Raw genomic sequence first — 17,524 nt, 5'->3', positions numbered from 1 at the left:
CTCACCCAACAAGTTAAGAAGAAGTTTGTTGCTCAAGTTCGGTTAACAGCCACAACGCTTGTTCGTTACTGTCACCACAGACATCTATCGCCGCCTGAAAACGACCGCAAACATCAGGCCGTTCAGGTTTGCCGAACAAACGACATAAATTATGCTGATCCAACTGAACACATCGCACACCAGCAGGTTTGCCATTGGGCATTCCAGGAATCGCACTGGTGATTGATGGTGCAATGCAGCAAGCGCCACACCCTACTCGGCAATCCACTTGACCATTTACCTTAATTTAGTTGAAAGCATTATAGCGTCTTTGCGTGAGTGGATAACTATGTAAGTCACAGTGTTGTTATATAACATACGCCAATAACTGCGCTGATTTGTAACAGAAGTTTTTTATCGCAAAAGAAACTATCACCGTTAAAAAAACAATAAATACTAGTATTTAGCGGAATTTGCGACATTTTGAACCAACAAAACGCCACATAAAAGTAAAAAGTAATAGATTAAAAATAGTAAACAGCAGATTTGCTCAATCAGATATGGCGTTGGCTGGCTTACAACAAAGAAAAACACACAAGGAGGAACTCAGAGTATTAAAAAGCAAAAGGCCTCGTCATAGACGAGGCCTTGCTATTAGTGGCGGGATGGACGGGACTCGAACCCGCGACCCCCGGCGTGACAGGCCGGTATTCTAACCAACTGAACTACCACCCCACTGGGCCTAAGCCCAATCCTTACGGCCAGACGCATCGCATCTGACAAAATAGGCGCTTGGCGATGACCTACTCTCACATGGGGAGACCCCACACTACCATCGGCGCGATTGTGTTTCACTTCTGAGTTCGGGATGGAGTCAGGTGGGACCACAATGCTATTGTCACCAAGCAAATTCGGTCAATTCGGAAAGCTGCTTTCGTTCTCTTACTTCAATCAAGCTTTGTAATTCACTCAAGCTTCTTTGAAACCCATCTGGGTTGTATGGTTAAGCCTCTCGAGTCATTAGTACAGGTTAGCTAAACGCCTCACAACGCTTACACACCCTGCCTATCTACGTCCTGGTCTCGAACGGCTCTTTAGTGGACTCAAGTCCAAGGGAAGACTCATCTCGGGGCTCGCTTCACGCTTAGATGCTTTCAGCGTTTATCAATTCCGAACATAGCTACCGGGCAATGCCATTGGCATGACAACCCGAACACCAGCGGTTCGTTCACTCCGGTCCTCTCGTACTAGGAGCAACCCCCTCAATCTTCCAACGCCCACGGCAGATAGGGACCGAACTGTCTCACGACGTTCTGAACCCAGCTCGCGTACCACTTTAAATGGCGAACAGCCATACCCTTGGGACCGACTTCAGCCCCAGGATGTGATGAGCCGACATCGAGGTGCCAAACACCGCCGTCGATATGAACTCTTGGGCGGTATCAGCCTGTTATCCCCGGAGTACCTTTTATCCGTTGAGCGATGGCCCTTCCATTCAGAACCACCGGATCACTATGACCTGCTTTCGCACCTGCTCGACGTGTCTGTCTCGCAGTTAAGCTGGCTTGTGCCATTACACTAACCGTACGATGTCCGACCGTACTTAGCCAACCTTCGTGCTCCTCCGTTACGCTTTAGGAGGAGACCGCCCCAGTCAAACTACCCACCAGGCACTGTCCCTAATCCCGTTCAGGGACCCAGGTTAGAACATCAACACTGCAAGGGTGGTATTTCAAGGTCGACTCCATCAGGACTGGCGTCCCAATTTCATAGTCTCCCACCTATCCTACACATGCAGGGTCAATGTTCAGTGCCAAGCTATAGTAAAGGTTCACGGGGTCTTTCCGTCTAGCCGCGGGTATACGGCATCTTCACCGCAATTTCAACTTCACTGAGTCTCGGCTGGAGACAGCCTGGCCATCATTACGCCATTCGTGCAGGTCGGAACTTACCCGACAAGGAATTTCGCTACCTTAGGACCGTTATAGTTACGGCCGCCGTTTACCGGGGCTTCGATCATGAGCTTCTCCTAAGATGACCCAATCAATTAACCTTCCGGCACCGGGCAGGCGTCACACCGTATACTTCCTCTTGCGAGTTCGCACAGTGCTGTGTTTTTGATAAACAGTTGCAGCCAGCTGGTATCTGCGACTGCCGTCAGCTCGGGGAGCAAGTCCCTCCACCAACAGCAGCGTACCTTCTCCCGAAGTTACGGTACCATTTTGCCTAGTTCCTTCAGCCGAGTTCTCTCAAGCGCCTTGGTATTCTCTACCCGACCACCTGTGTCGGTTTGGGGTACGATTCCTGCTAACCTGAAGCTTAGAAGATTTTCCTGGAAGCTTGGCATTAACCACTTCATCACCTTAGTGACTCGTCATCAGCCCTCAGTATTATGTGCCCGGATTTGCCTAAGCACACTACCTACAGCCTTAAACGCGGACGACCGACGCCGCGCTGGCCTAGCCTTCTCCGTCTCTCCATCGCAGTTAGCAGCAGTACGGGAATATTAACCCGTTTCCCATCGACTACGCCTTTCGGCCTCGCCTTAGGGGTCGACTCACCCTGCCCCGATTAACGTTGGACAGGAACCCTTGGTCTTTCGGCGTGGAGGTTTTTCACCCCCATTATCGTTACTCATGTCAGCATTCGCACTTCTGATACGTCCAGTGTGGGTTACCCCTTCACCTTCATCCGCTTACAGAACGCTCCTCTACCGCTCATCCATAGGATGAACCCGTAGCTTCGGTGAATTGCTTAGCCCCGTTACATCTTCCGCGCAGGCCGACTCGACTAGTGAGCTATTACGCTTTCTTTAAATGATGGCTGCTTCTAAGCCAACATCCTAGCTGTCTAAGCCTTCCCACATCGTTTCCCACTTAGCAATTACTTTGGGACCTTAGCTGACGGTCTGGGTTGTTTCCCTTTTGACGACGGACGTTAGCACCCGCCGTCTGTCTCCCGAGTAGTACTCATTGGTATTCGGAGTTTGCAAAGAGTTGGTAAGTCGGGATGACCCCTAGTCTTAACAGTGCTCTACCCCCAATGGTATTCGCTCGAGGCGCTACCTAAATAGCTTTCGAGGAGAACCAGATATCTCCCGGTTTGATTGGCCTTTCACCCCCAGCCACAGGTCATCACCGTCTTTTTCAACAGACGTGTGTTCGGTCCTCCAATTGATGTTACTCAATCTTCAACCTGCCCATGGCTAGATCACCGGGGTTCGGGTCTACACCTAGCAACTATTCGCGCAGTTAACACTCGGTTTCCCTACGGCTCCGCTATTCGCTTAACCTCGCTACTAAATGTAAGTCGCTGACCCATTATACAAAAGGTACGCAGTCACGGTCTCAAGAACCGCTCCCACTGCTTGTACGTATACGGTTTCAGGTTCTATTTCACTCCCCTCACTGGGGTTCTTTTCGCCTTTCCCTCACGGTACTGGTTCGCTATCGGTCAGTCAGGAGTATTTAGCCTTGGAGGATGGTCCCCCCATCTTCAGACAACATACCACGTGTGTCGCCTTACTCGTTTTCATCATCGGTTAGCTGTCGTGTACGGGACTATCACCCTGTACCGTGGTGCTTTCCAACACCTTCCACTAACACCCCAATGACTTAAGGGCTACTCCCCGTTCGCTCGCCGCTACTAGGGGAATCTCGGTTGATTTCTTTTCCTCGGGGTACTTAGATGTTTCAGTTCTCCCGGTTCGCCTCTGCATGCTATGTATTCACATACAGATAGTTGCTTATGCAACTGGGTTGCCCCATTCGGATATCTGTGGCTCAACGGGTTTTATCACCTCACCACAGCTTTTCGCAGATTAACACGTCCTTCATCGCCTCTGACTGCCAAGGCATCCACCGTATACGCTTAGTCGCTTAACCATACAACCCGGATGAGTTTCCTCTACCGAATCGTATCAACGACCCATATTGGTTTTTCTTTCGCCTTGATGTGTTTCATCGCTGAAACACTAGAATCACAAAACACTTGATTGAAGTATTTTGAGAACTCATTTCGATTAAATATCGCTATTTAATCTCTACTATCAGCTTTCCAAATTGTTAAAGAACAAACATCACTTCCGTAATGCCGGTTTGAGACAAACCTATCTGTGTGAACACTCACAACAAATTTCATCGTTTAGGTAAGGAGGTGATCCAGCCCCAGGTTCCCCTAGGGCTACCTTGTTACGACTTCACCCCAGTCATGATCCACAAAGTGGTAACCGCCCCCCTAAGGTTAAGCTAGCTACTTCTTTTGCAAACCACTCCCATGGTGTGACGGGCGGTGTGTACAAGGCCCGGGAACGTATTCACCGTGGCATTCTGATCCACGATTACTAGCGATTCCGACTTCATGGAGTCGAGTTGCAGACTCCAATCCGGACTACGAACAGCTTTTTGGGTTCCGCTCCACGTCGCCGCTTTGCTTCCCTCTGTACTGTCCATTGTAGCACGTGTGTAGCCCTACTCGTAAGGGCCATGATGACTTGACGTCGTCCCCACCTTCCTCCGGTTTATCACCGGCAGTCTCCCTACAGTTCCCGGCATTACCCGCTGGCAAGTAAGGATAAGGGTTGCGCTCGTTGCGGGACTTAACCCAACATTTCACAACACGAGCTGACGACAGCCATGCAGCACCTGTCTCAGAGTTCCCGAAGGCACCAATCCATCTCTGGAAAGTTCTCTGGATGTCAAGAGTAGGTAAGGTTCTTCGCGTTGCATCGAATTAAACCACATGCTCCACCGCTTGTGCGGGCCCCCGTCAATTCATTTGAGTTTTAACCTTGCGGCCGTACTCCCCAGGCGGTCTACTTAATGCGTTAGCTTGAGAGCCCAGCGTTCTAGACGCCAAACTCCGAGTAGACATCGTTTACGGCGTGGACTACCAGGGTATCTAATCCTGTTTGCTCCCCACGCTTTCGTGCCTGAGCGTCAGTCTTCGTCCAGGGGGCCGCCTTCGCCACCGGTATTCCTCCAGATCTCTACGCATTTCACCGCTACACCTGGAATTCTACCCCCTCTACGAGACTCTAGCTTGCCAGTTCGAAATGCGATTCCCAGGTTGAGCCCGGGGCTTTCACATCTCGCTTAACAAACCGCCTGCGCACGCTTTACGCCCAGTAATTCCGATTAACGCTCGCACCCTCCGTATTACCGCGGCTGCTGGCACGGAGTTAGCCGGTGCTTCTTCTGTCAGTAACGTCAATGTGCTGAGGTATTAACTCAACACCCTTCCTCCTGACTGAAAGTGCTTTACAACCCGAAGGCCTTCTTCACACACGCGGCATGGCTGCATCAGGGTTTCCCCCATTGTGCAATATTCCCCACTGCTGCCTCCCGTAGGAGTCTGGACCGTGTCTCAGTTCCAGTGTGGCTGATCATCCTCTCAGACCAGCTAGAGATCGTCGCCTTGGTGAGCCCTTACCTCACCAACTAGCTAATCCCACCTGGGCTTATCCATTCGCGCAAGGACCTAAGTTCCCCTGCTTTCCCCCTTAGGGCGTATGCGGTATTAGCAGTCGTTTCCAACTGTTATCCCCCTCGAATGGGCAAATTCCCAGGCATTACTCACCCGTCCGCCGCTCGTCATCAAACTAGCAAGCTAGTTCATGTTACCGCTCGACTTGCATGTGTTAGGCCTGCCGCCAGCGTTCAATCTGAGCCATGATCAAACTCTTCAATTAAAAGTTTTGACTCTAATGAATGACTGTTCTATTCGAACACTCTTCAGTGAGTTTTAAATCGTTTTGCGATTTCATTCACTGCGAGTGCCCACACAGATTTGCTTGTCTCATCAATTGTTAAAGAGCGTTGCTCGGGGTTCTCTCCGAGCAGGGAGGTGCATTCTACACCACCCCAACTTGGCGTCAAGTGGCTTGCGCCAATCTTTTTCGCCCAGACAAATCAGCGTCTCCGCCTTGCTATGCACCGCCAGCGTGTTGCTGTTGCCGTGTCAGTGGGTGCGCATTATAGGCCGCTGGCTTATTTGCGCAAGCGCTAAATAGGCTTTTTGTTTCGTTTGTTCAAGAAACCATCTAACCGCTTAAAAGTTAAATAGTTTATGGGCAAGAAATCGCCTTTTTGCTGACTTTGGTAGGAAATATCACTGAACATCCGTTTATTCAGTGTAGGCGCTGGCTGGTTTTTTCCTGCATTATTTGCTATTTTCGAAGATGATTTTTTCTGTCATTTGGGATTTCTGCACTATTTACGACAACCTTGAAGTAAGATGACGTTATCTCACGCAGGAATAGGCAACGAGAGCAATATGAGAGGATGGATTATTTTGGCGGTGTTGGCGGCGGTTATCTATTACCTAGCGACTAAGACAGATAAGCTAGATCAACCCATTGCCAAAACAGAAGCGTTACTGAATAAAATCGAGCACAAGCTTGATACTATGACGGGAACACAAATCATACGTATTGATCAGAAGCGCACCAAGCTAAGAGCTTCTCTGGCGGAGCGCTTATCTGACGCCGAGCTACAGGAACTGAACCGAGTGTTGGAATCTCCCGATGCTTTCACTGATTTTAAGGACAAGTATTGCAAGGGCAATGTCGTTTCGCATCCCCTATTCAGCAAAGATAACTTGCAGTTTATCTGCGATAATTTCTAACCTGTTATTCATAAACAAGGGTGACCTTTGCGTCACTTTCTTTTTACCTAAGGGCCGCAACTATGTCGCAATTTGTATCTGATATCTTTGACGCCAAACTTTGGGAACAGGTTCCTGGGTTTGATTTTGAAGATGTGACTTATCACAGAGCTAAAGACCAAGGGACTGTCCGTATTGCTATTAACCGACCTGATTGCCTGAATGCCTTTCGCCCCAAAACCGTTGATGAACTTTATACTGCGCTCGATCATGCGCGTCAGTGGTCTGACGTTGGCTGCGTGTTACTGACTGGCAATGGCCCGTCGGCAAAGGGACAGTGGTCATTTTCTTCTGGAGGAGATCAACGTATCCGTGGCAAGGATGGCTATAAATATGAAGGTGCGGGAACAGGTAAAGCTGACTTAGCACGTATGGGAAGATTGCATATTCTCGAGGTACAGCGGTTAATCCGCTTTATGCCCAAGGTAGTAATAGCGGTAGTACCTGGCTGGGCGGTTGGTGGTGGTCATAGTTTACATGTGGTGTGTGATTTGACCTTGGCTTCAAAAGAACATGCGATCTTCAAGCAAACAGATCCCGATGTTGCCAGTTTTGACTCTGGGTATGGTAGTGCTTATCTGGCAAAAATGATTGGGCAAAAACGGGCTCGGGAGATTTTCTTCTGTGGTTTCAATTACAGTGCCGATGAGGCCTTCGCCATGGGAATGGTCAACAGATCAATACCACACGCTGAATTGGAACAGGAAGCGTTGCGCTGGGCGAAGGAAATCAACTCTAAGAGCCCAACGGCTATGCGCATGCTGAAATATGGATTTAACCTGCCTGATGATGGCTTAGTAGGACAGCAGCTATTTGCCGGGGAAGCCACCCGACTGGCCTATGGCACTGCGGAGGCACAAGAAGGCCGTGATGCTTTTCTGGAAAAACGCGAGCAGGATTTTTCGGCGTTTCCTTGGTATTACTGATAGCAGCAAGCAAAATATCGTTTGGAATAATCGATTCTCCCCACTTTACTTATAAATGATAATTATTATCATTTATGGTAACTATCAGGGGGTGGACTTATGATCAAGACATTAACGTTTGCGGTATTGCATTTCAGCGTGGCATTTAGCATTACTTATCTGCTGACAGGCAGTGCATTAGTCGGTGGGGCCGTGGCATTAATTGAACCAAGCATTAATACCGTGGTGTTTTACTTTCACGACAAGTTTTGGAAAAAATGGGAAGCAAAACACCCGGCTGTTGCCGTATAGTCCACACCCCAAACACAAAAAAGGCCTAGTCATTGCTGCCAGGCCTTTTACTTTCATTTAGCGTCACAACTGCACAAACAATTGCGGTGTTACCATTCTGAAATCAAACGCCATGGTGATGCTCAACGCTGTGATGGTAAAGATGGAAAAAGCAAACACCTGACGTGCCCAACCATTTACATCGACATCACTGCGATAGCCTCGCAGCGCCATTGCCAGCCACCATAAACTGGTAGAGCAGGCCACTATCATAAATGCCGTTCCAGTGTAGCCATTCAGTGGCAGCAATGCCGTCACAATACTGAATACCGCGATATAGAGTACAATATGCAGCTTCGCCTTAGCGATTCCTTGAGCCACTGGCAATACTGGAATATTGGCAGCTTTATAGTCATCGTAGCGAAAAATAGCGATGGCATATGAGTGCGGCATCTGCCACAGACAAAACATCAGCAACAGTATTGCCGCACCGGCATCGAACTGACCCGCAACCGCACAATAGCCAACCACGGGTGGTACGGCACCAGAGAGGCTTCCTACCACAGTGCCATACACAGACTTACGCTTCATATACAGGCTATAAAAACCCACGTAAACAACGAAGCCGATAGCCGCAAATAGAGTCGCCATAGCATTAGTGCAGCTTGCCAGCACCGCAAATCCAACACATCCCAACAGCACACCAAACCAAAATGCTTTTGATGCTGACAACTCGCCCGTCACCGTAACTCGATTACGAGTACGTTTCATCTTGGCGTCAATATCACGGTCTATGCAGTTATTGATGGCACAGCCAGACGCAACAACCAAAGACAAGCCGATAATGGTAGCCAACATCAGAAACCAGTCTACTTGACCACGGGAGGCAAGGAAAAAACCTCCCGCAACTGAGATCAAGTTGCCGATGATGATGCCTGGCTTAGTGACGTTGAGATAGGGTTTCATCATGACGCTATCACTCACATGTACATCATCAGGGCATTGGCGCTATAGATAATCCAGATGGACAATCCCACCACTAACCCGATAATCACCGCAGAAAAGATAAACGCGATGGCATTTTCTTTTCCATGAGGTGTGAAATCCAGATGCAGGAAGTACTTCAGATGCACAATGATCTGCACCACAGCCATAATAACTACCAGTACCACGGTTGCGGGTTTACTTAGCTGGTGAGTCATAACTGCCCAGAATGGAATAGCTGTCAGGATAATCGACAGCACAAATCCAATCAGATAGGACTTAACACTGCCGTGGCCGTCATCATGAGCCGCTTGATTAGCCATATCACTCATTAGATTACCCCCATCAGGTATACAACGGTAAACACACAGATCCAGATCACATCCAAGAAGTGCCAGAACATACTCAGGCATCCCAGACGGGTCAGTGTACGATTACCTAAACCACGCTTGATCACTTCCATCATCATGATGGCCATCCAGATCAAACCGGCGGTTACGTGCAAACCATGCATCCCTACCAGCGCAAAAAAGCAGACAGAAAAGCACTGCGATCAGGGCCATTTCCTGCAACAATTAGGTGATGAAATTCATTGATTTCCATGCCGATGAACACTACACCGAATAGGAAAGTGATCACCAGCCAACCGAGTGTGCCTGATACATTTTTCTTATGTGCTGCCAACATGGCAAAGCCATAAGTGATACTACTGAGCAACAGTGCCGCGGTTTCCACAGCAACGTAATCCAGCTCAAAAATATCGTGACCAGATACCCCACCAGCAGTGTTCATATACAACACCGCATAGGTAGCAAATACAGACGCAAACAACAAACAGTCTGTCATCAGGTAAAGCCAGAAGCCAAATAGCGTGACCTTACCTGTATCGTGATGATGCTCGTCGTGTGCGCCAGCATCCATAGTGTGACTCAGGGTGCTCATGCCGCAACCTCCGCAACATTTTTCAGATGGGCTTCTTCTATACGTTTTACTTCATCAGGCTGAACGTAGTAGTCCACATCGGTGTTATAAGCTCGGGCAATAAAGATACCGATAGTGCCGACAAATCCTACGATAGCTAACCACCAGATATGCCATATCAATGCAAACCCCATGACGGTCAGCGCCGCGCCCATCAATACACCTGCAGAGGTATTTTTCGGCATGTGAATTGGTGCATACTCAGCCGGTTTAGCATAAGCGGTACCGTTTTCCTTTGCCTCCATGAAAGCATCAATGCTGTGCACTTCAGGTGTTTTGGCAAAGTTATAGAACTGTGGTGGTGAAGCAGTTGACCATTCCAGTGTACGAGCACCCCATGGATCACCGGTAGTGTCCAGGTTCTGCTTCCGATCTCGGATGGATACATACAACTGAACAAACTGGAAGATGATACCAAACAGGATAATTACCGCGCCGACACAAGCGATATATAACCAGATGTTCCAGTCTGGGTTATCAGTATGGTTCAGACGACGGGTCATACCCAAGAAGCCCAACACATATAGCGGCATAAAGGCGACATAGAAACCAATCTGCCAACACCAGAAAGCGGCTTTACCATATGTAGCATTTAGCTTGAAGCCAGTTGCTTTAGGGAACCAATAGGCGAAGCCAGCTAGATAACCAAACACCGCACCACCAAGAATGGTGTTATGGAAGTGAGCGATCAGGAACAAACTATTGTGTAGAACAAAGTCTGCACCAGGTACTGCCAGCAGTACCCCTGTCATCCCACCGATGGTAAAGGTGGTCATTGCCCCCAAGGTCCACAACATAGGTACGGTGATACGTACCCGGCCGCGGAACATGGTGAAAATCCAGTTAAACAACTTCACACCTGTTGGTACCGCGATAATCATCGTCATAACACCGAAGAAGGCGTTAACGTTAGCACCGGAACCCATAGTAAAGAAGTGATGCAACCACACAATGAAGCCAAGGAAAGAGATTGCGCCGTTGGCCATAATCATTGAGGTATAACCAAACAGTTTCTTAGAACTGAAGGTTGCCACAATTTCGGAGAAGATACCGAACGCTGGCAGCACCAGAATATATACTTCCGGATGTCCCCAAGCCCAGAACAGGTTGATGTACATCATGGCATTACCACCGGCTTCATTAGTGAAGAAGTGGAAATCCAGATAACGATCTAATGTCAACAGACCAAGGGTTGCGGTCAGAATTGGGAATGAAGCAACGATCAGAATATTTGCCCAAGTACATGCCCAGGTAAATACTGGCATCTGCATCAACTTCATGCCTGGTGCGCGCATCTTGAACACAGTCACCAGGAAGTTGACCCCCGTGAGCAGAGTACCCATTCCCGATATCTGCAACGCCCAGATGTAATAATCAACCCCGACCCCGGACTGAATGTCAGTTCAGACAAGGGTGGATATGCAACCCAACCGGTACGGGCAAATTCACCAACACCCAGAGAGATGTTAATCAATACCGCGCCAGAGGCAGTCAACCAGAAACTCAGGTTGTTCAGGAAAGGGAAGGCCACATCACGAGCACCAATCTGCAATGGCACAACGATATTCATCAAACCGATCATAAATGGCATCGCCATAAAGATGATCATGATGACGCCGTGAGCACTGAAGATCTGGTCATAGTGTTCTGGTGGCAGATAGCCTGGCGCACCATTGGTTGCCAGCGCTAACTGGGTACGCATCATAATGGCATCCGCAAAACCACGGACTAACATGATCATCGCCACAATGATGTACATGATCCCCAAGCGTTTATGATCGACTGAGGTGATCCAGTTTTTCCAGAGCATACCCCAAGCGTTGTACTTGGTTAGGATGGTCAGCAGTGCCAAACCACCCACAGCTATCGCTGCCAGCGTAACCATAATGATGGGTTCATGGTAAGGAACCGCATCAAGAGAGAGTTTACCTAATAAAGACATGTCGACTCCTACGCCTCCCCATTGGCTTTGGCGTGTTCAACGGCAGATGACGAATCGTGATGCATCATGTGCATCTCAGGCTCAGCAGACTCAGTGCTGCCGTGGCCTTGGTGTTCGCCATGTTCGTTACCGCCTTTACCCCAATCGTTATAGTGCTGCATATATTTCATCACAATCTGATGGAACAGACCGTCTTGAACAGCCCCATAATATTGCACTGGGTTATTTTCACTGGGTTTTGCCAATTCGTCATAGCTTAGAGAGTTAAGCACAGCGTTATTGGTTTTAACGGACGCTACCCACTTATCGAAATCAGCATCCGTTGGTGTTGCCGTAGCCTTGAACTTCATGCCGGTAAAACCAGCACCACTGTAGTTGGCAGACATACCATCAAAAGTACCGGCTTCGTTAGCGATGAGGTGCAACTTGGTTTCCATCCCAGCCATCGAATAGATCTGACTACCCAACTGTGGGATAAAGAATGAGTTCATCGTCGAATCAGACGTGATCTTGAACTGCACGGGAACATCTTTGGGGAACACCAACTCATTGACCGTGGCAATCCCTTGTTCAGGGTATATAAACAGCCACTTCCAGTTGAGAGAAACCACTTCTACCGTCAAGTGATCACGCTCATGATCCAGCGGCCGATAAGGGTCTAACTCATGAGTGGTTTTCCAGGTAATAGTGCCCAGAATAATAATGATGATAATCGGAACTATCCAAACAACAGTTTCGATTTTGTTTGAGTGCGCCCATTTGGGCATATAGAGTTCGTCGCGACCTTCACGGTATTTCCACGCAAAGAACAGGGTCATAAAGATTACCGGAATAACCACTACTAACATCAGTACAGTAGCGACGATAATCAGATTTTTCTCCTGCAACCCCACATGACCTTTCGGGTCGAGCACGCCCCCTTCACAGCCAGCCAGGAATAATCCCATGGCGGCCAAAGCGACTTTACTTAGGCTACGAATAAACACAAAGAACCTTCCTCTAACGACAGAGGTTGATAACATCCACTGCCAGGAAAGGCAGCAGCGTGAACAACGCTATTGATACCGAACCGAGAACTTGCGGCGACGATATAATAGACGCCAGAACCAATCTGTATAAATCAAACCTTTGGATAGTGGCGAAAAAACAAACTCGGGTTCGATAAAAGACTGTTACTTTATTTTCCCGACGCTGCTATCACAGGTTTAACGGAAAATCCCTTTGAAAACAGGCGTACACGCCATAATCCAATCGGAATACCCGACAACAAAGGTTAGCCTGACAATTGACTTACGCCACTTAAGCCCACAAACAAAATGTGACTTTTGTCCGCACAGTTCGATAAACGTGAAGATTATCACAAAAATATTCTGAACACACAATGGTTAAGTGGTTAAACCGAACGTTGTTTGTTTACCTAATTGAAACGAGCATCATGATACCGTCAGATTGTTAAAAATAACCATAACCTATTGAAATTTTTAAATAAATATTAATTAACACTTAATTAGAAATAGATTTATATGGTAGTGATGAATTTTATCAATAATGATTATGCTCTAAAAACAACATTTGTCGGCTAACCTAAAACACGCTTAACCCCTCGCAACACATCCCGTCATTTCACCTTTTTCGTTAATAGATAATGGCAAGGTCTGATGCAGATTAATCGATGCCGCGCTAGCCAATAAACCCAGCCATACAAAGCGCTAGATGAGTTTTTTATGATGATAGCCCGTGACAGATAGGATGAGAAAAACGCCAAGCGCCTATGGAAGTTACTGAACTTTAAGTCCTGTTATCCTTCAAACTAAGGAATTAATAGCAATACAATTTGTTTGTTGTTGTAGGGACAGGATGCTTTCAACACAATATGCCACCACGAATTATGATAAAAAACTCAACGGGCTTCCGTTATGGCGTATTCTGCCCCCGGTTGCGTTTTGCCATTTGTTGCTCGCGTTAGGTTTATCTTATCGATATACCGCCCCCAACCAGTTACTGCTACAGTGACACCTATTCATGCCTTTTTGTACCAGGCTCCAAAGCCAAAACCACACCAGTCGCAGTTACTAGATACCGATACCAACACCGTAACAGAACATGCCAAGCAAAACCGCAGTGCACATCAATCAAAGCCAGCGCCATCAACACCACAACCTAGTCAGAAAACGCGTCCAAACCACAGTCAAATAGCGTCAGTTAATCACGCTGCACAACCGTCTCAAGGTTCGCAAACAACCACGAACCAGCACCAATCACCGGCGCCTAAAACACCACACATTCGCGACATCACCGCTCGCTATCTACAGCAACAACAATTAGCAACAGTCAACCAATTAGCAACTGAGCAAGCCAGAAGACAAACCTCGCGTAATAGTTTCAGCATCATGACACCAGAACCCGAGTCACTCGTATTACCCACCATAGCTATGGGGGAACGCAATGGTTCACTGGACGCGCCACTCGACCCCAATCGTATTGTTAAGCAGGGTGATACCTGTTATCGCGTGGTAAAAACACCCACGCAACTTAATCCTGATGCTGAAAATCTAGGGTTTGGTTTTAAATGTGCAAAAACTGACGATGAACAACTGCTGGAGGCTTCGCTAAAAAATCGGATAAATCAGCATCGTTAAGCATGGTTGGATTCATCTCTCGTCAATTTTTAAACACTAAGAAAAAAGCCCCGAAGACAAATAACGATCGCCGCGGTCGCAAACGATAGCGACAACAACCGCGCCCGGCTGCTGTTTGGCAATTGCCAAAGCCGCAAACACTGCGCCACCAGAGCTGACGCCAGCACAAATGCCTTCTTCCCGCGCTAATGTTCTCGCCATCGCTTTGGCATCTTGTTCTGTAATATCCATCAACAGATCCACGCGCGAAGCATCAAAAATCCCCGGTAGATATTCTTGTGGCCAACGGCGGATACCAGGAATTGAGCTGCCGGATGCAGGCTGCAACCCAACTACCGTAATTTTTGGATTGCGCACTTTCAGGTAACGTGACACGCCCATGATGGTGCCAGTCGTGCCCATGCTGGAGACAAAATGTGTCACCTTGCCATGGGTCTGCTGCCAGATCTCCGGCCCGGTAGTCATAAAATGGGCATTGGCGTTATCCGGGTTATTGAATTGATCCAACACCTTGCCTTTAGCTTCGGCCTGCATAGTTAATGCTAAGTCGCGCGCTTGTTCCATATTGTCCACCAGCAGCAATTCAGCGCCATAAGCTTGCATGGAGTCCTTGCGCTCCTGAGTGGCATCTTTAGGCATGATTAAAATCATCTTGTAGCCCTTGATGGCGGCCGCCATTGCTAGCGCAATACCCGTATTGCCGCTGGTGGCTTCAATCAAGGTATCGCCAGGATGGATCTCTTGCCGCTGCTCGGCCTGCACAATCATATTCAGTGCCGCCCGATCCTTTACCGACCCCGCCGGATTATTGCCTTCTAATTTCAGTAACACGGTAGAGGAACCACAGTCCAACCGTTGTAAACGTACCAACGGTGTTTGCCCGATACAGCTTTCAATAGTGGGGAAATCAGACACGATATAAACCCTTTTTCTGCATTAAACATCGCTAAACGATGCCATATTCTATGAGCCTTATTGCTGCGAAACACAACGAATCACCACGGCAGCATACAATAAATCGCTCATAGTTATTCCAAAAACTTCTAGATAGACACCTTATTATAAAAATTAACATCTATTAATCTATGAGCCATCACACTGACACGGTTACCGAATTAAGGAGTAAAAATGCCAGTAAAATTGTTTAAGACCCTGTTGGGCACCCTGTTTTTAGGAACATCACTCAATGTGGCGGCGGCAGATCAAACGCTGCTGAATTCCTCATACGATATCGCCCGGGAATTGTTTAGCGCCTATAACCCTGTATTTGCCAAACATTGGCAGGAACAGACAGGTAAAACCGTTGAGATCAAACAGTCTCATGCTGGGTCATCAGCGCAAGCCCGTTCGATTCTGCAAGGGTTACCTGCCGATGTGGTCACCTTTAATCAGGTCACTGATGTGCAAATCCTGGCCGATCGCGGCAAATTGATCCCGGCAAACTGGCAACAACTGCTGCCTAATTCAAGTTCGCCTTACTATTCCACCATTGCGTTTCTGGTACGAAAGGGTAATCCAAAGCAGATCAGCGATTGGGGCGACTTAGCCAAGGATGATGTGAAACTGGTGTTTCCCAATCCTAAAACCTCAGGCAATGCACGCTATACCTATTTAGCCGCCTTGGGTTACGCCCAGAAAATCTACGGTAAGGATGACCAAGCAGACCTCGATAGTTTTCTGAAAAAATTCCTCGCTAATGTAGCGGTATTTGATACCGGCGGCCGTGGTGCCACAACCTCATTTGTTGAACGCGGAATTGGCGATGTGCTTATTACCTTTGAATCTGAAGTGAACAACATTCGCCAGCAATATGGCAGCGATGATTACCAAGTCGTCGTACCAAAAACCTCGATTTTGGCTGAATTCCCAGTGGCCGTGGTTGAGAAAAATGCCAAACGTAATGGCACACTTGATTTGGCAACCGAGTATCTTAAATATCTATACAGCGAAGATGCTCAACGGTTATTGGCTGGCTTTAACTACCGGGTACACGATGCCAAGGTAAAAGCCGAATTTGCGGATAAATTCCCCGAAGTTGACCTGCTGACGGTTGAGCAAATCATCGGTGGCTGGGATAACGCCATGAAAACTCAGTTTGCCAATGGTGCTAAGCTTGATCAGCTGTTAAAGCGCTAAACATCCAGGTGTTCAACCTTGAATAACCAGACCTGGGCGAGTCCCGGGTCTGTTCGCTTAATCAGTAATCAGAGTTATCAAACGACACAATATTGTGTGTTGGGCATATCAATCACAGCGTTAACTCAATTAACCTAATATGCGGTGGCAAATTCAGTGATTTTAACTAATGGGCGCTTGCGCCATAAACGGGTTCTTCCGGGATTCAGCATCAGTTTGGGTGTGTCGTTGCTGTTTGTCAGTTTGATCCTGTTACTGCCAACCACCGGACTGATCATGCAGACCAGCGCGATGAGCTGGTCTGAATATTGGGGTGTGATTGCCGATCCGCGAGTAGTTGCCAGTTATCGCGTCACCCTATTGTCGGCACTAGCCGCATCAATCTTTAATGGCCTGTTTGGACTGTTGCTGGCCTGGGTGCTGGTACGCTATGAATTCCCAGGTAAGCGATTATTGGATGCGTTAGTCGACTTACCTTTTGCATTACCGACCGCTGTTGCCGGTATCACGCTGGCAACCCTGTACGCAGAAAATGGTCAGATTGGCAGCTTACTGGCACATCTTGGCATCAAGGTGGCGTATTCACCATTGGGGATTGTGGTTGCCATGGTGTTTACCAGCATTCCATTTGTGGTGCGCACAGTGCAACCAGTGCTTGAAGAACTGTCTCATGATGAAGAAGAAGCGGGAATGACCCTTGGGGCATCGGATCGTGCAGTATTTTGGCGCATCATTTTGCCATCCTTGTGGCCAGCATTAATGGTCGGGACGGCACTGTCTTTTACGCGCAGTCTCGGTGAATTTGGCGCGGTGATCTTCATTGCTGGCAATATGCCGTATATCAGTGAGATCACCTCGTTGATGATCTTTGTGAAATTGCAAGAATTTGATTTTGCTGGCGCCAGCGCCATAGCCTCAGTGGTGCTATTGACCTCCTTACTGTTGCTACTGCTGATTAACCTTTGGCAAGCGCGTTATCTGCGACGTATTCGCGGGCGTTAAGG

11 protein-coding genes, 1 tRNA gene, 3 rRNA genes and 2 pseudogenes are annotated in these 17,524 nt (G+C 48.0%); 6 read left to right on the top strand and 11 right to left on the bottom strand.

The genetic code is table 11. The annotated features are described in order from the left end of the window. Positions 1 to 13: 13 nt before the first annotated feature. From KHX94_RS08885 to KHX94_RS08865, 5 genes are all read right to left on the bottom strand, one after another. Positions 14 to 268: a YkgJ family cysteine cluster protein gene (locus KHX94_RS08885; RefSeq protein ID WP_213683121.1), complete on the bottom strand. Its 255-nt coding sequence runs from the start codon at positions 266 to 268 to the stop codon at positions 14 to 16. A gap of 369 nt (positions 269 to 637) precedes the next feature. Beyond that, a tRNA-Asp gene (locus KHX94_RS08880) sits at positions 638 to 714 on the bottom strand. Between the two features lie 55 nt (positions 715 to 769). Further along, positions 770 to 885 (bottom strand): 5S ribosomal RNA (gene rrf / locus KHX94_RS08875). Between the two features lie 93 nt (positions 886 to 978). Next, positions 979 to 3,863: ribosomal RNA gene (locus KHX94_RS08870) — 23S ribosomal RNA — on the bottom strand. A 264-nt stretch (positions 3,864 to 4,127) separates the two neighbouring features. Continuing rightward, positions 4,128 to 5,668, bottom strand: a 16S ribosomal RNA gene (locus tag KHX94_RS08865). Together the 16S, 23S and 5S rRNA genes with 1 tRNA gene alongside form the textbook arrangement of a ribosomal RNA operon. 584 nt (positions 5,669 to 6,252) lie before the next feature. Between KHX94_RS08865 and KHX94_RS08860 the strand changes: the two genes are divergently transcribed. From KHX94_RS08860 to KHX94_RS08850, 3 genes are all read left to right on the top strand, one after another. Next, positions 6,253 to 6,603 carry a hypothetical protein gene (locus tag KHX94_RS08860; RefSeq protein WP_213683120.1) on the top strand — a complete coding sequence of 117 codons (351 nt, stop codon included), beginning with the start codon at positions 6,253 to 6,255 and terminating at the stop codon, positions 6,601 to 6,603. Between the two features lie 62 nt (positions 6,604 to 6,665). After that, complete coding sequence (locus KHX94_RS08855; protein WP_213683119.1) at positions 6,666 to 7,568, top strand: 1,4-dihydroxy-2-naphthoyl-CoA synthase; 903 nt, start codon at positions 6,666 to 6,668, stop codon at positions 7,566 to 7,568. Between the two features lie 99 nt (positions 7,569 to 7,667). Further along, positions 7,668 to 7,859 (top strand): DUF2061 domain-containing protein, encoded by a 192-nt coding sequence (locus tag KHX94_RS08850; protein WP_213683118.1) that lies wholly within the window; start codon positions 7,668 to 7,670, stop codon positions 7,857 to 7,859. Positions 7,860 to 7,922: 63 nt separating this feature from the next. Here KHX94_RS08850 and cyoE read toward each other — a convergent pair whose 3' ends face one another. From cyoE to cyoA, 5 genes and pseudogenes are all read right to left on the bottom strand, one after another. After that, positions 7,923 to 8,807, bottom strand: coding sequence for a heme o synthase (gene cyoE / locus KHX94_RS08845; protein WP_213683381.1), 885 nt, complete (start codon positions 8,805 to 8,807; stop codon positions 7,923 to 7,925). A gap of 11 nt (positions 8,808 to 8,818) precedes the next feature. Then, positions 8,819 to 9,154: a cytochrome o ubiquinol oxidase subunit IV gene (cyoD, locus tag KHX94_RS08840; protein WP_213683117.1), complete on the bottom strand. Its 336-nt coding sequence runs from the start codon at positions 9,152 to 9,154 to the stop codon at positions 8,819 to 8,821. Next, positions 9,154 to 9,764: pseudogene (cyoC, locus tag KHX94_RS08835) on the bottom strand (cytochrome o ubiquinol oxidase subunit III). The gene cyoD and the pseudogene cyoC overlap by 1 nt, the downstream one beginning before the upstream one ends. Next, a pseudogene (cyoB, locus tag KHX94_RS08830) lies at positions 9,761 to 11,745 on the bottom strand (cytochrome o ubiquinol oxidase subunit I). Before cyoB ends, cyoC begins: the two co-directional pseudogenes overlap by 4 nt. 8 nt (positions 11,746 to 11,753) lie before the next feature. Next, entirely contained in the window at positions 11,754 to 12,731 is a 978-nt protein-coding gene (gene cyoA / locus KHX94_RS08825) for a ubiquinol oxidase subunit II (RefSeq protein ID WP_213683116.1), read from the bottom strand. 930 nt (positions 12,732 to 13,661) lie between these two features. On the opposite strand from cyoA, the gene KHX94_RS08820 reads away from it, so the two are divergent. Beyond that, positions 13,662 to 14,384: a hypothetical protein gene (locus KHX94_RS08820; RefSeq protein ID WP_213683115.1), complete on the top strand. Its 723-nt coding sequence runs from the start codon at positions 13,662 to 13,664 to the stop codon at positions 14,382 to 14,384. A gap of 36 nt (positions 14,385 to 14,420) precedes the next feature. On the opposite strand, the gene cysM is transcribed toward KHX94_RS08820, so the two are convergent. Continuing rightward, a complete protein-coding gene (gene cysM / locus KHX94_RS08815) occupies positions 14,421 to 15,299 on the bottom strand; it encodes a cysteine synthase CysM (protein WP_213683114.1) in 879 nt (292 codons plus the stop codon). A gap of 213 nt (positions 15,300 to 15,512) precedes the next feature. Here cysM and cysP point away from each other — a divergent pair, with 213 nt between their 5' ends. Both cysP and cysT read left to right on the top strand, forming a co-directional pair. Then, positions 15,513 to 16,520, top strand: coding sequence for a thiosulfate ABC transporter substrate-binding protein CysP (cysP, locus tag KHX94_RS08810; RefSeq protein ID WP_213683113.1), 1,008 nt, complete (start codon positions 15,513 to 15,515; stop codon positions 16,518 to 16,520). Positions 16,521 to 16,676: 156 nt separating this feature from the next. Beyond that, a complete protein-coding gene (gene cysT / locus KHX94_RS08805) occupies positions 16,677 to 17,522 on the top strand; it encodes a sulfate/thiosulfate ABC transporter permease CysT (protein WP_213683112.1) in 846 nt (281 codons plus the stop codon). Positions 17,523 to 17,524: the final 2 nt, after the last annotated feature.

This window comes from Shewanella dokdonensis (assembly GCF_018394335.1).
In the GTDB taxonomy this organism is placed as follows: Bacteria; Pseudomonadota; Gammaproteobacteria; order Enterobacterales; family Shewanellaceae; genus Shewanella; species Shewanella dokdonensis.
Note: the sequence above shows the minus strand (reverse complement) of the source record. Positions and strands in the feature narration are given on the sequence as shown.